This is a genomic window from Paenibacillus sp. sg306046 (assembly GCF_059821225.1).
The window spans coordinates 212145-226772 of record NZ_JCAMRT010000003.1 but is presented as its reverse complement, the minus strand read 5'-3'; the positions used below and the strand labels follow the sequence as shown (position 1 = coordinate 226772).

10 protein-coding genes are annotated in these 14628 nt (G+C 58.3%); all 10 read left to right on the top strand.

Annotated elements, in window-relative coordinates:
* Positions 1–13 precede the first annotated feature (13 nt).
* The 10 genes from AC6ROY_RS04455 to AC6ROY_RS04410 all read left to right on the top strand — a co-directional run bounded on the left by AC6ROY_RS04455 (position 14) and on the right by AC6ROY_RS04410 (position 14609).
* Complete coding sequence (locus tag AC6ROY_RS04455) at positions 14–2209, top strand: MGH1-like glycoside hydrolase domain-containing protein (RefSeq protein ID WP_500098819.1); 2196 nt, start codon at positions 14–16, stop codon at positions 2207–2209.
* Between the two features lie 4 nt (positions 2210–2213).
* Complete coding sequence (locus AC6ROY_RS04450) at positions 2214–3278, top strand: sialidase family protein (protein ID WP_500098818.1); 1065 nt, start codon at positions 2214–2216, stop codon at positions 3276–3278.
* Positions 3279–3389: 111 nt separating this feature from the next.
* Positions 3390–4280, top strand: a complete 891-nt coding sequence (locus tag AC6ROY_RS04445) for a helix-turn-helix domain-containing protein (RefSeq protein ID WP_500098816.1) — start codon at positions 3390–3392, stop codon at positions 4278–4280.
* Between the two features lie 115 nt (positions 4281–4395).
* The gene (locus AC6ROY_RS04440) at positions 4396–5418 is read left to right on the top strand and encodes a dienelactone hydrolase family protein (protein WP_500098815.1); all 1023 of its coding nucleotides are present in this window, start codon (positions 4396–4398) and stop codon (positions 5416–5418) included.
* A 123-nt stretch (positions 5419–5541) separates the two neighbouring features.
* Positions 5542–6663 (top strand): ABC transporter ATP-binding protein, encoded by a 1122-nt coding sequence (locus tag AC6ROY_RS04435; protein ID WP_500098814.1) that lies wholly within the window; start codon positions 5542–5544, stop codon positions 6661–6663.
* A gap of 15 nt (positions 6664–6678) precedes the next feature.
* Positions 6679–9645: an extracellular solute-binding protein gene (locus AC6ROY_RS04430; RefSeq protein WP_500098812.1), complete on the top strand. Its 2967-nt coding sequence runs from the start codon at positions 6679–6681 to the stop codon at positions 9643–9645.
* Positions 9632–10606: a carbohydrate ABC transporter permease gene (locus AC6ROY_RS04425; protein ID WP_500098810.1), complete on the top strand. Its 975-nt coding sequence runs from the start codon at positions 9632–9634 to the stop codon at positions 10604–10606. Before AC6ROY_RS04430 ends, AC6ROY_RS04425 begins: the two co-directional genes overlap by 14 nt.
* Positions 10607–11506, top strand: coding sequence for a carbohydrate ABC transporter permease (locus AC6ROY_RS04420; RefSeq protein WP_500098809.1), 900 nt, complete (start codon positions 10607–10609; stop codon positions 11504–11506).
* Positions 11506–13017, top strand: coding sequence for a DUF5060 domain-containing protein (locus AC6ROY_RS04415; RefSeq protein WP_500098808.1), 1512 nt, complete (start codon positions 11506–11508; stop codon positions 13015–13017). Before AC6ROY_RS04420 ends, AC6ROY_RS04415 begins: the two co-directional genes overlap by 1 nt.
* The gene (locus AC6ROY_RS04410) at positions 13017–14609 is read left to right on the top strand and encodes a DUF5605 domain-containing protein (protein WP_500098807.1); all 1593 of its coding nucleotides are present in this window, start codon (positions 13017–13019) and stop codon (positions 14607–14609) included. The genes AC6ROY_RS04415 and AC6ROY_RS04410 overlap by 1 nt, the downstream gene beginning before the upstream one ends.
* The last annotated feature ends 19 nt before the right edge of the window (positions 14610–14628 follow it).

The window sequence follows — 14628 nt, the reverse complement described above, 5'->3', positions numbered from 1 at the left end:
TGGAGTGAAATAAATGCCAGCTGCAAGACGTGTAGACGATGTGCTTCGTGCTGAAAAGAAAGCGCTTCGAATACTGCCCGGCGCGCTGCTGCTCGGTTCGACGGGAGCGCGGCTATGGGCGGATTACCTGGAGCCTGTGCCCGGATTTTCCGGCCGCTTCGATTTTATCCATAAAGCGAACATTCCGCTGCTGTACCGCGTCGTCACCAATGTGACGGACAGCTTCGAACCGTGCCGGACGCCCTGGCGGCCGAGTCATCTGGAGATGAACTATGAGAGCGGCAAGCTGGAGCTGGCCGAGCGTAAGTTTATTTCCTGGGACGACTGCGCGGTATCCTGCCAAACCTGGACGAACCGCAGTACGAAGGAGCTGACGCTGCGACTTGAAACGTGGGAAAATACGTTCTCGCGCGGTGCGGATGAGCGGCTGGTCGGGTCGTTTGGGCCTTTCCATTACAGCTTTGCGATTGCCGGGGTGATCGCGGTCAGCGATCCGGCGCTGCTGGAGGAGGTGCGGCTGCAGCCGGGCGAAACCCGCTCCTTTGTCATCGCAGCGGCATTTGGCATCGCCGGTCAGGACAGTGAGGAGCTGCTTGCCGGGCGTGCAGCCGGGTATGCAGAGAGCGGCCGCAGCGGGGAAGCCATTGTCGCCGCTCAGCAGGCGGAATACGAAGCCTGGTTTGACAAGACGCCGCTGTTCGCCAGCAGCGACGAGGTGCTGGACCAGACGTGGAGCTACCGCTGGTTTTTGCTGCGGCATAATTTGGCGGATCCCCGCTACGGTCATCTGTCTCATCCGCTGTTTTACGAGGGCAGATCGCATAAAAAAAGCAAAACGCCGTTCGGCAAGGGCGGCTGGGAATTCAGCAAGCTGATCAATTTGTCAGTGCCGCTCCATGTGACGGATGCCCGGTGGTACCATGATCCGCTGTATGCGGAGGGCTCGTTTCGCAACATGACGGAGTCGCCTGGGGAAGACGGCCTGCTGAGCTGCATGACCGTGGATACGGTGATGCATGCATTCGCAAGCTTCGGCTGCTGGGCGGCGTACCAGCTTTATCTCGTGCACCGCAATGTCGGCGCGGTCGCGGAATGGCTGCCGGCGCTCAAGCGGCATGTGCAGGCTTGCCAAGAGCTGTATGGCACGGAGCGCGATCGGCTGATGATTGAATACAAGCATACGCGGACGGGCAAGGAATACCAGCCGAGCTATTGGTACTTCCACGACTATCCGCGCAATCCGAAGGATAAAACGACCTATACACCGGTCAAGCGGGTAGACCGCACGGTGTATCATTACTTGAATTTACTCGGCGTCGCAGGGCTGTGTGAGGCTGCCAGCGATCCCGAAGCCGGTGAATACCGCCGTCAGGCTCAGGGCGTGCGCGATGATGTGCTGTCCAAGATGTGGGATGAGGAGACGCATTATTTCTACGATCTTCACCATGAGACGGATGAGAAGGCGATGGTCAAAAATATCGTCGGCATTTACCCCGGCTGGGCGCAAATGATCGACGACCGCTACGATGGCATGATCGCACATCTGCTGAATGAGCAGGAGTTCAAGACCGGCTGCCCGTTTCCGTCCGTGTCGGCCGATTGTCCGGCGTATGCGAAGGAAGGCGGCTGGATGGGCCACTTCGTCAAAGGGCGCAACGGCTGCGTCTGGGACGGCCCGACCTGGCCGTATACGAACTCCATCGCGCTTGATGCGCTGGCCAAGGAAAGCAAACGCAGCGGACACCGCTATGACCGCGATTTCGCGTATTATTTGCGGGAATATTCCTTCCTGCACTTCCAGAACCGCGATTTGAGCAGGCCGGGACTTGTCGAGCATTACAATAGTGCGACGGGCGAGGCGCTTAGCGATGAGCAGGAATACAATCATTCCTTTTACATCGACTTGATCGTTGCCCATGTAGCGGGGCTGTCGATTGGACCCGACGGCCTCACGCTGGAGCCGCTTGAGCTGGGTCTGGACTACTTCTCGCTTGAGCGGGTCAAGGCGGCCGGGCTGGAGCTGCGAATTACGTACCGCAATCCGGAGGTCGTGCCGGACGGGCAATCCGGGTTGGAGCCGGGCTACCGGCTGTATGTGAACGGCAAGCAAGTATTTTCCAGTGACAAGCTGTGCCGCACGGAGCTGAGCTGGGATGAGCTGCGAAACCGTGCAGGGGCAACATCGGACAGGAAGAGCGAGGAGGAATAGGCTGATGACCCGTTTTAATGGAAAGTTGTCCCCGAATGAACAGGAACCGAGGATCAAGGAAGCGTATCTTCCACTGCTTCACCCGAACGACAGCCATGCGTCGAACTTGCTGGAGCTGGATAACGGGGACTTGCTATGCACCTGGTTTACCGGGAGCGGAGAAGGGAATCCCGACACCAATGTGGTGCTGTCCCGTCTTGCGGCTGGCAGCGACACGTGGAGCGAGCCGGTACAGCTGTCCTCCGACCCGGAGCGTTCGGAGCAAAATCCGGTGCTGTTTCAGGCGCCGGATGGCAAAGTGTGGCTGTTCCACACCTCCAATGAGCCGCATAACCAGCGGACCGCGCGGGCCGTCTACCGCATTTCGGAGGATCGCGGGCAAACCTGGGGACCTGCAGAGGTGCTGTGTGACCGGCTCGGCATTTTCCTGCGGCACCCGCCGGTTGTGCTGGATAATGGCGACTGGCTGCTGCCGGCCTATTACTGCAAGCTTGACGGTCATTACAGCGTCGTGCAGATCAGCGCCGACGAAGGAGCAACGTGGACGGAATACGAGGTGGCGGGCAGCGTTCACCGGGTGCAGATGAGTGTGATGAAGCGCAGCGACGGCTCGCTGTTTGCGATGTTCCGCAGCCGTCAGGCCGATCGCATCTATACGAGTGAGTCGCATGACAACGGCCGGAGCTGGACGGTCCCGGCCAAAAGCACGCTGGCGAACAACAATTCCTCGATGCAGGCGGTCAAGCTGCCGAATGGCCGGATGGCTTTGATTTATAATGATTCGACGATGGAGCGTGACCAGTTCCGCTGGGTGTCGCGGAAGGGCGAAATTCGCAAGAAGCCGCTGCGCACGCCGCTGACCTTGTCCTTGTCCGATGACGAGGGCCGGACTTGGCCGCATACCCGCAACATCCAGATGGCAGACCTGGAATATCGGGAAACCGAAATTGGGTATTCATACCCTTCCATTATTGCAACCCGTGATGGCAGGCTTCATATCAGCTTTTCCTACTTGCGCAAAGGCATCAAATATGTCGTGCTCGAGGAACATTTGTTAACTGAGGATTGAAGTACGGCATTTTTCATGTCATATTAGTAGAACATGATGGAACGGACAGACACCACGAGTAGAACGTTCAGTGTGAGGCCGAATTGCAAACCTGTACTTGAGGTGATGGCTATGTCCGGACGAATCGGGCATCTAAGCGGAGACAGATTTTTCGACGATAACTTAGACATTTTTATCAACCGGGAATTGGAATCGTTTACATTATCGCAACATACCCATGATTTCGTGGAAATTTGTTTTGTTGGCGAAGGCTCCGGCTACCATTACGTCGAGGATCGGGTCATTCCGGTCAAGCAGGGGGATCTGTTCGTCATTCCGCTAGGAACGTCGCATGTGTTCCGTCCGTCTTCGCCAAGGCAAGATAAGATGCTGGTCATTTACAACTGCATCTTCAAGGTCAGCGTGCTGGAAAGCTGGAAAGGCTACCTGCAGAAAGATTCCTATACGTATAACGCCATTTACAAGCCCAAGGGGCTGGCACAGCCATGGCTGCATATCCAGGATAAATACGATACCTTCCAGACGATTGTGCAGTCGATGTACAGCGAATATTTGAAGCGTAATACGGGCTTCCAAACTGTGCTGACGGTGCTGCTGATTCAGATGCTGGCGATGCTCCAGCGCTTCGAGCTGCAGAACGACGCCGAGCCGGTACCCGCCCGGATGCTGGATGATGTGGTGCATTTCATCAAGTCGAATTACACCCAGAACATCACGGTGCAGCATGTGGCTGATTATTTCTTCCTGAGCGCCAGCCACTTTCAGCGGCTGTTCAAAAAATCGACAGGCTTGTCGTTCACACAATATTTGCAAAATGTACGTATTCAAAAATGCTGCGAGCTGCTGAAGGCGACGGATATTCCGATCTATCAAATCGCCAATCAGGTCGGCTATCAGGATATGAAATTTTTCCATGCCCTGTTTCGCAAAAAAACGGGCGTCACGCCCCGGCAATACCGGCAAAACTTTCAAGAGCTGGAAGACAGCGCAATATCGTTTTAAGCAGATAGGGCTGACCTGGCTAGAGGATCAGCTCTTTTTGCTGCTCAGGTCTGACGGCAGGACGAGAACGGCAGGGTGGAGGCCAGTGCGATCAAAAGCAAAGGAGGCGCGAGGGATGAGTGAAGCGGATGTTTATTTGGAGCAATTGTATGCGGCGGTGCGCAAGGAGGCGGAGCAAGGCCGAGGCGGCAGCTGGCCGGAACGGAAGGGCGAGGTGCAGGCGGCGCTGCTGCAGGCGCTCGGCACGATGCCGGCTGAGCCGGCTCCGCTGCAGCCGGAGGTCGTGGAGCGCAGCGAGCTCGGCGGCTGCCTGCTGGAGCGGGTCGTCTGGGGGACGACCGGACCGCTGCGGATGTCGGCCTATGTGGTCGTGCCCAAGCAGCGGGCGCGGAAGGCGCCTGCTGTGCTGGCCTGGCATGGGCATGGCTACGGCAGCCGGGAGCTGGTCGGACTGCAGCCGGACGGAACCGTCGACGACGGGCCGCCAGGCATCCACCGGCATTTTGCGCTGCAGCTGGCGGAGCGCGGGCTGGTGGTCATCGCGCCGGACATCCTGGGCTTCGCCGAGCGGCGGCTTGACAAGGACGCGGCCAAGCCGCCCGCGACCAGCAGCTCCTGCGCCGGGCTTGCCTCCCGGCTGCTGCTTTGCGGCTCCACGCTGGCCGGGCTGCGCGTGTACGAGGCCAGCCGGGCGCTGGATTACATCAGCCAGCGAGATGAGATCGACCCCGCGCGGATCGGCGGTATGGGCTTTTCCGGCGGCGGGCTAATCGCCGCCTTCACGGCCGCGCTGGATCAGCGGCTGCAGGCGACGGTGCTGAGCGGCTTCACCAGCACCTTCAAGGGCAGCTTGTGGGCGATGAACCACTGCATCGACAACTATATGCCGGGCATTTTGACCCGGGCGGAGCTGCCGGAGCTGATCGGCCTGCTGGCGCCTAGGCCGTTATTCGTCGAATCCGGTCTGGAAGACAAGCTGTTTCCGGCCGCCTCCGTCCGGGAAGCGGTAGCGGAGCTGGACGCGATTTACCGCGCGGAGGGCGCGGAAGCGCGATTTGGCGCGGACTTTTTCCCAGGCAAGCATCAGGTTTCGGGGCGGGAATCCTTCGATTGGCTGGCCCGTCAGCTGAAAGCATAATGCCCCTATAGAGTAAGTTATCATCACCTATAATCCGGCAATAGGCAGCCTGTATAATGAAGGACATTCGGGACAATTGTAACCGTTCTCAGGCAAGATGGAACGACTGTGGGAGGTGCGGGTATGGCAGGTATTACATTGAAGCATATTGAAAAGCGTTTCGGCAAGGAACGCGGATACGCGGTGAAGGATTTTAACCTGGAAATCCAGGATGGCGAATTTTTGGTTATGGTCGGCCCTTCCGGCTGTGGCAAGTCAACGACGCTGCGGATGATCGCCGGGCTGGAGGATATCAGCTCCGGGGAGCTGTATATCGGCGACCGGCTCGTCAATCATCTGCCGCCTAAGGATCGGGATATCGCGATGGTGTTCCAGAACTACGCGCTGTATCCGAATATGAGCGTTTTCGAAAACATTGCCTTCGGCTTGCGGCTGCGCAAGACGCCCAAGCATGAAATCGAGCAATCGGTTAAACGCACGTCGCGTACGCTGGAAATTGAGCCTTATCTGGAGCGCAAGCCCAAGCAGCTTTCCGGCGGTCAGCGCCAGCGGGTAGCGCTCGGACGCGCGATTGTGCGCAACCCGGAAGTGTTTCTGATGGATGAGCCGCTGTCCAACCTGGACGCCAAGCTCCGGGTGCAGATGCGGACGGAAATAATTTCGCTGCACAAGCAGCTCGGCGTGACGATGGTATATGTGACCCATGATCAGGTCGAAGCGATGACGATGGGCCACCGGATTGTCGTGATGAAGGACGGTCTGATCCAGCAGGTGGATACGCCGCAGCGTATTTACAATCATCCGGCCAATATGTTTGTCGCCGGCTTCATCGGCTCGCCGCCGATCAACTTTATTGAAGGCAAGCTGCTTGACGCGCCGGAGGGACTGCTTGAATTTCATACGAAACGGCATTATGTGCGCCTGACGCCTCTGCAATCCCAGATGCTGCGTCAGAAAAATAAAGTGAACCGGCTGATTGTGCTGGGCATCCGCAGCGAAAATATCGAAATTGCTGCACACGGCAGCGAGGCGGCGGAAAAGCCGCATATGGTCGGCGTGCATCGGCTCGGCGAGCTGATGGGAGCGGATCGGTACGTGTACGCCGATATCGGCACGCCGAATTTGCTGGTCGTCCGGTCGCAGGCGGATCGAATGTTTGCCGATGAGGAGAAGCTGCCTCTTATGTTTAATATGCAAAAGGCGATTTTCTTCGACGCAGATACGACGGAAAACTTAACGAACTAAACGACGTGCGGAGGGATGAAGTTGAAGACGTTATGTCGAACCCGGGTGTGGTTGATGTCCACGCTCGCGCTCGTCCTTGTGCTGAGTCCGTCGCTTCCCGGTCTGGCCAACTCTACGACGGCTCCAGCGGAGTCAAAGAGCGCGGCTGGCGGCGCTGAGGCGAAGCTGGACGGGTTTCGCGGGACGGACCCGTCCTACGCGGATGTGCTGGCCAGATGGAAGCAGGAGGGCGCTTCGGCGGAGCATTCGGGCAAGCTGACGATTGCGGGCGCCAATCTGGCCGGAAGCTCGGAGAAGGCTCAGGTGAAGAAGGATAGCTATAAGGGCAAGGACAATGTGCTTGTCTGGGGCGCCATAGATGATGAATGGATTGAATACGAGGTGGAAGTGGCGCAGGGCGGTCTGTACACGATCCAGATGTCGTATCACCCGTTTGTCGGCAACAAAAACCGCAAGCCAGTTGCGTTGAATGTGACGATTGACGGCGCAACGCCGTTTTTGGAAGCGCGCTCTATTGAGCTGTACCGGCACTGGAAGGATAAGCTGCCGATTGTAAAGGATGACCGGGGCGATGAGATCCGTCCCGTCGCCGAAGATATTTCCAGCTGGATGACGTGGGAGCTGCGCGACAAGGCAGGCGCCTACGAAACACCGCTGCAATGGTACTTGAAGCCGGGCAAGCATCGGCTGCGCCTGAGCGGCAGTGATCCGGTGGCCATCGAATCGTTCACGCTGCAAGCGCCATCCCAGGTCGCTGATTACAAGACGGTGAAGGCGAGCTTACCGGCTGACATCGCTCCGGTGCAAGCAGCCCCGGTCGTGATGGAAGCGGAGCAGGTGCTCTGGAAAAACGATTCAGCGCTGTCGCTGGCTTATGACAACGACATTGGCAATACCCCGTATGAGCAGGGGAAAATTACGTACAATACGTTGAACGGCGAACGCTGGAACAAGGATAACCAGGAGATTGCCTGGACCTTCGAAGCGCCGGAAACCGGCCTGTACCAGATCGCGCTGCGCGCGCAGCAGGGCTTTGTTTCAAACCGTTCCTCGTTTCGTACGATTATGATCAACGGCAAGGTGCCTTTCTCGGAGCTGAACGCGTACCGGTTTTTGTATGCGACTGGCTGGAAGGGACTTACCTTGTCGGATCAGGCGGGTACGCCGTACGAGTTTTATTTGAAAAAAGGCACCAATACCATGTCCATGCGCGTCACACAGGCGCCTTTGAAACCGCTTGCGGTCGAGCTGGAGAAGGTGATGGAGCAGCTGAGCAAGCAGTTTAGCGATGTGAGAGCGCTGACAGGCGGCGTCGATGACAAAAACCGCACTTGGGACCTGGAGCGCGATCTGCCGGGCTTCACCGCGCAGCTTCTGGCGAACGGGAACCGGATTGATGAAATCCGCAGCAAGCTGGAAGTCGTTAACAGCCGGCCGGATGCGGTTTCGCAAGGGCTCGTGGCTGCACGCAAGGACATCGACACGATGCTCAAGGACCCGGATGAAATTCCGTATGATCCGGGCCGGCTGATTGAAATTCAAGGCAAGCTGGCTACCCAGCTCGAAGCGATCAAGTCGCAGCCGCTGCAGCTGGACCGGCTGTACGTTGTGCCGGCAGGCCAGAAGCTGCCCAAGATGGAAGCGACCTTCAGCGAGAAGCTGTGGGGCGGTCTCGCCAACTTTTTCGATTCCTTCAAGGCCAAGGGAAAATGGGGCGTTGATCAGGAAAATGTGCTTGATGTCTGGATGTTCCGCGGACGCGATTATGTAAATCTGCTGCAAGGCTTGGCCGATGAGCAGTTTACGCCGCAGACGGGCATCAAGGTCAAGGTCAATTTGCTCAAGGATGAGAAGCAGCTGGTACTGATGAATGCAGCAGGCATTGCGCCGGATGTGGCGCTTGGATTGCCGCAGGATATCCCGTTTGATTATGCGATCCGGGGCGGTATTTATAATCTGAAGCAGTTTTCGGACTTCGATGCGTATTTTGACCGGTTCTCTCCCGGCTCGTGGACGCCGTATTATTATGACGGCGGCTACTACGGCGTGCCGGAGACGCAATCGTTCCAGATGATGTACTACCGCAAAGATATTTTGAACAGCCTCGGTCTTAGTGTTCCTGATACGTGGGAGGATTTGTACAAGATTTTGCCGGTGCTGCAGCAGAACGGGATGAACTTTACCCCGATCGAGCACGGCGGGTTCATGCAGATGCATGGGGCTGAATATTATGCGCCGGATGGCTTGAAAACGGGTCTCGACTCGGAGAAAAGCTTCGAAGCGTTTAAGCAATGGACCGATTTGCAAAATAAATACGCGATTGATCAACGGATGGACAGCTTCTACCAGCATTTCCGCACGGGCTCTTACCCGATCGGCGTCGCCGATATCAACACGTATATTCAGCTGACCGTCGCTGCTCCGGAGCTGAACGGCTTATGGGAGCTTGCGCCTGTGCCTGGCGTGCGCCAAGCCGACGGCCAGGTCGCCAGATGGCTGGGCGGCAGCATGCAATCTTCCGTCATTATGAAAAATGCCAAGCGGCCGAATGAAGGCTGGGAGTTTATTAAATGGTGGACGTCGGCCAATGTTCAGGAACGTTTCGGTACGGACCTTGAAACGTTAAACGGCGTTACGTTTCGCTGGAACACGTCCAATATCGAAGCTTTCACCAAGCTGCCGTGGAAGGACGATGATTTGAAGGCCATTATGGAGCAATGGAAATGGTTCCGTGAAATTCCGAACGTGCCGGGCAGCTATTTCATGGAACGGGAAATGCGCAATGCCTGGACCCGGACTGTCATCAACGGGATGAATTCCCGCGCCTCGCTGGAGACGGCGGTCAAGGAAGTCAACCGGGAGGTGCGCCGCAAGGTACAGGAATTCGGGTTTGTCGACGGCAACGGCGAAGTCGTCCGCACGATGAATTTGCCGGTGATCAACAAGCCGTGGGAAGGGGTACAACCGTATGTCAAAAAGTGAGGCGCCGGCGCTGCCGGCCCGGCTGCGGCTGGAAAGCAAGCCGAAGGGCAGGCTGATGGCCGGACTGGAGCGCATCTGGTCCTACCGGGTATCGTATTTGTTTATCGCGCCGTTTATGATTTGTTTTTTCGTCTTCATTTTGCTGCCGGTCATCGCTGCGGTAGCGCTTAGCTTCACGCACTACAACTCCATCGAGCCGCCGCGTTTCGTAGGCTGGGATAACTTCCGCTACATGCTGACGCAGGACTTGATCATGATGAAGTATGCGCTGCCGAATACGCTGACGTTTGCGCTGATCGTCGGACCGGGCGGCTACGTGTGCGCGTTCCTGCTGGCGTGGCTGATTTCGATCCTGCCCGCGATGTCGCGCAAATGGTTTACGCTGGCGATGTATACGCCTTCCTTGGCAAGCCTTGTCGCCATGGGGATTATTTGGACGCCGTTGTTTTCCAGCGACCGGATCGGGTATCTGAACCACTTCCTGCTGAGCCTCGGGCTGGTCACGGAGCCGGTCCAGTGGGTAACGAGCAAGGAGCATCTGATGAACTCGATGGTCGTCGTCACGCTGTGGAAAAGTATGGGTATCGGCTTCCTCGGCATGCTGGCCGGGCTGCTGAACGTTAATCCGGAGATGTACGAGGCAGGCAAGCTGGACGGCATCCGCAGCCGGCTGGAGGAAATCTGGTACATTACAATTCCGGCGACCAAGCCGCAAATGCTGTTCGGCGCGGTGATGGCGATTGTCGGCGCGATTCAGATCAGTGAGATCGGAACAACGCTGTCCGGGATGAATCCGACGCCGGAGTATGCGGCGCATATGATCACGACCCATACGGACGACTATGCGTTTACCCGGTTTGAGCTCGGTTACGCGACTTCATTGACGGTTTGCTTGCTGGCACTGGTGTACATGGCCCAGAAGCTGTGCTGGAAGCTGTTCGGCACGAAGGAGGAAGAATAAATGAACGTTTTCGCGAAGCTGGGAAATTTGACCGGCTTGCGGCGCAAGTCGAAGCTGTGGCGGTGGACGCCGACCGAAAAGGTGTCCTTCGTCCTGCTGACCTTGATCAGTATTTTTATGCTGCTGCCGATCGTTTATATTTTCAACCATGCGTTCAAGCCGTACCAGGAGCTGTTTGTGTATCCGCCAAATATTTTGGTGCGCAATCCGTCGATTCAAAGCTTTATCGAGCTGCTTATTTCGACGAAATCGACGGCTGTTCCGGTTACACGGTACATGTTTAACAGCGCGGTGGTGACGGTGCTGACGGTGTTTCTCATTACGCTCGTCAGCGCGATGTGCGCCTATGCGATTTCCAAGCATCAATTTCCGGGCCACAAGGCGGTGTTCGGCACGATTTTGCTGACGCTTGTTTTTGTACCCGAAACCGTGGCCATTCCGAAATATTTGGTCGTCAGCAATCTGGGCATTTTCAATACGTATTGGGGACATGTGCTGCCGCTTGTTGCCGTTCCCACCGGCGTCTTTCTAATGAAGCAATTTATTGACCAGGTACCGAACGAGCTGATTGATTCGGCCAAAATGGACGGCGCCAAGGAATGGACGCTGTTCACCCGAATTATTATTCCCGTCGTCATGCCAGCGATTGCAACCATCGGGATCATTGCGTTCCAAAGCGCCTGGCAAAATACCGAAACGTCGATCAACTACATGCAGGACGAGGAGATGCGCACCTTCCCGTTTTATGTAGAGACGCTGACGAGCGGGATGGCGAACAGCGTCGCCCGGCAAGGTGCGATGGCGGCGGCTACGCTGCTGCTGTTTCTGCCCAACCTCATTATTTTTCTTGCCTTCCAGAGCAAGGTCATCGCGACGATGGCGCATTCGGGGATTAAATGATGACCCCGGCCAAGCTTGGTTGCGCAGAGGTCGGGACGGCTCGCGGCTTTGAGGCGGCAGCGGGGCAGACGCTGCCGCCGGTTGAGCAATGGGGGCGGTTCGAGCTGGCGCTGCGCGGACCGTCTGACGGCAATCCGTTTCAGGAGGTACAGCTGTCTGCGCGGTTTCAATACCGGAACCGGATCGTGGAGCCGGAGGGCTTCTATGACGGAGACGGCGTGTACCGCATCCGGTTTATGCCGGATCGTCCGGGCATGTGGCGTTATGTGACGCGCAGCAATTGTCCCGAGCTGGACGGGGTGACCGGCACGTTCCTGTGCGTGGCTGCCGGCGAAGGCAATCACGGCCCAGTGCGGGTCGTGAAACAACGGCTGTTCGCTTATGAGGACGGAACGCCGTATATGCCGTTCGGCACAACGTGCTACCACTGGACGCACGGGACCGATGAGGCATCGGAGGAGCAGACGCTGCAAACGCTTGCGGCGTCGCCGTTCAACAAGGTGCGGATGTGTCTGCTGCCGACGCAGGATATGAAGCCGCCGCTGCGGCTGGCCTTTGTCGGCTCGCAGCCGGAGGAGCTGGACCGGACACGGTTTAATCCGGATTTTTTCCGGCATCTGGAGCGGCGGTTGGACGATTTGCAGCAGTTGGGCATTGAAGCCGATCTGGTGCTGTTTCATCCGTACGATAAAGGCTTCTGGGGCGTGGACAATATGGACGCCGAGACGGACGCGACGTATGTGCGGTATTGTCTCGCCAGATTGTCCGCCTTTCGCCATGTATGGTGGTCGCTGTGCAATGAGTATGATTTCAATAAATTCAAAACGGTCGCCGACTGGGACCGGCTGCTGCAGTTGACTCAGCGCTACGATCCGTACCAGCATCTGCGTTCGATTCATAACGGGACGAAGATGTATAAATCGTCGAATGTGTATGATTTTGCGAAGCCGTGGATTACGCATCAAAGCGTTCAGCACTGGGATGCCGAGCTGACAACGCTGTGGCGGGACACGGTAGCGAAGCCGGTCGTCATCGACGAAATTTCCTACGAGGGCAACAGCTCGCGCCGCTGGGGCAACATTTCCGGGCAGGAGCTGCTGCATCGGTTCTGGGAGGGCATGAGCCGGGGAGGCTTCGTCGGACACGGGGAATCGTTTATCGACAAGCAAACCCGCGCCTGGATCTCCACCGGCGGGCAGCTGTATGGGGAAAGCGTGGAGCGAATCGCCTTCCTGCGCCGCTTGATGGAGGAAGGTCCGGCCGACTGGCTGGAAGCCCGGGCTGCAGGCACTTACAGCCTTTTGTACTTCGGCCGCCGTCAACCGGCGTATCACTGGCTCGATGGCTCGGAGCAGACGGAGTTCCAGGTCGAGCTGATCGACACCTGGCACATGCAGGTAACGCGGCTCGAAGGCGTTTTCCGCGGACGAAGCCGGATTGAGCTGCCGGGCAAGCCGTATATGGCGCTGCGGGTGCGGGCCGTTCATTCGTCGGAAGGAGGCGAAGCTTGATGAGCGTTACCGAGGAACAAATGAAGGTTGAACAATGGGCCATGTTCGAGCTGAAGCTTGCTCGGCCGCCGGCCGAAAATACGGCTGCCGGGAGCGAATCCGCTCGCGGCCGGTTCGCGGGGAGCGGGCCGGCTGGGGGCGAGTCGGAAGCGGCTGCATTTCCGGAAGCCGCTTGGCCTGAGCGTTCCGGCCTGACGCTGGGCTGTCGTTATGCAAACGGGCTGTACTATGGAGAAGCGGAAGGCTTTGACGCCGGAGACGGCTCGCTGCGGCTTCGTTTTATGCCTCAGGCCCTTGGTGAATGGACCTATGTGACCTTCAGCAGCTGTCCCGAGCTGGACGGGCTGACCGGCAGCTTCGTCTGCGTCGCGCCGTCAGCGGGCAACCGCGGGCCGGTGCGGGTGGAGGACGAGGGGCACTTTGCCTATGCGGACGGCACCCGCTTTATCCCGCTTGGCACAGCCAGCGCCGACTGGCACAGGCAGGAGCCGCAGCGGCTGGAGCAGACGCTGCAGACGCTGCGCCAGTCGCCGTTTAACAAGCTGCGGATGGCGGTTTTCCCCGCTTCCGCACCGATGGCTCCGGCGCAGGCTGCGCCGGATGCACAGCCTGCGGCCGGCCATGCGGCCAGCGAAGCGGGAGGCGGCGCGTCAGCGGCTGTGCAGCGCCGGCAACCGGGGGGCCACTGGCCCGGGCCGGAGCAATTTGCCCGGCTCGACCTGCTGCTGGAGCAGCTCGATCAAGCCGGGATCGAAGCGGAGCTGGTGCTGTTCCGGCGCGATGCGCCGTGGGTGGCCGAACTGGACCAGGCAGAGCGCGAGCGGCTGGTCCGCTATTGTGCAGCCCGTTACGGGGCGTTCCGAAATGTCTGGTGGTGCTTGGCCGAGGAGCCGGAGCGTACGGCGGGCGTTTACGCCGAGCAATGGAATGCGCTGCTTCGCTTGCTGGAGGAAGCGGACTGCGGCGGTCACGTCCGTTCGCTGCTGTCCAGGCCGGACGGGTATGACCACGGCGTACCGTGGGTGACGCATGCGAGCTTGATGAGCCTTGACGTCAAGATCGCCTCGGATCTGACGAAAGCTTACGGCAAGCCCGTCATTCTCGACGACTGCGGCAGCGAAGGGCATGAAGATACGGCGTGGACCGGGTTGAGCGCCGAGGAGCTGGTGTGCAGCCTGTGGGAGGCGATTGCCCGGGGAGGCTTCGCGACGTATCGGGAAGCTGTACGGCAGGCGGACGGCTCGCAGTGGAGCGAGCAGGGCGGCGCGCTGATCGGCGACAGTGTCCGGCGCATCGCGTTTCTGCGCGAGGTGCTGGCGACGATGCCGGCGGCGATGCGGTACAACAGCGACCGTTATGATGCGGCGACGCTGGAGATGCGAGGAGCGGATTACTTGCAATATTTCGGCCCGCACCGGTTTGCGTTCCGCAGCTTCCGGCTCCCGGAAGGACAATATGAGGCAGAACTGCTGGATACGTGGAACATGACGGCAAGCTCGTTGCCCGGCGTGTGGGAGGACAGCTTCCGCATCGACTTGCCCGGACAGCTCTATTATGCGCTGCGCCTGAGAGCAAGGACACAACCTTGTTAAACCCGAAACCAAGCGAATC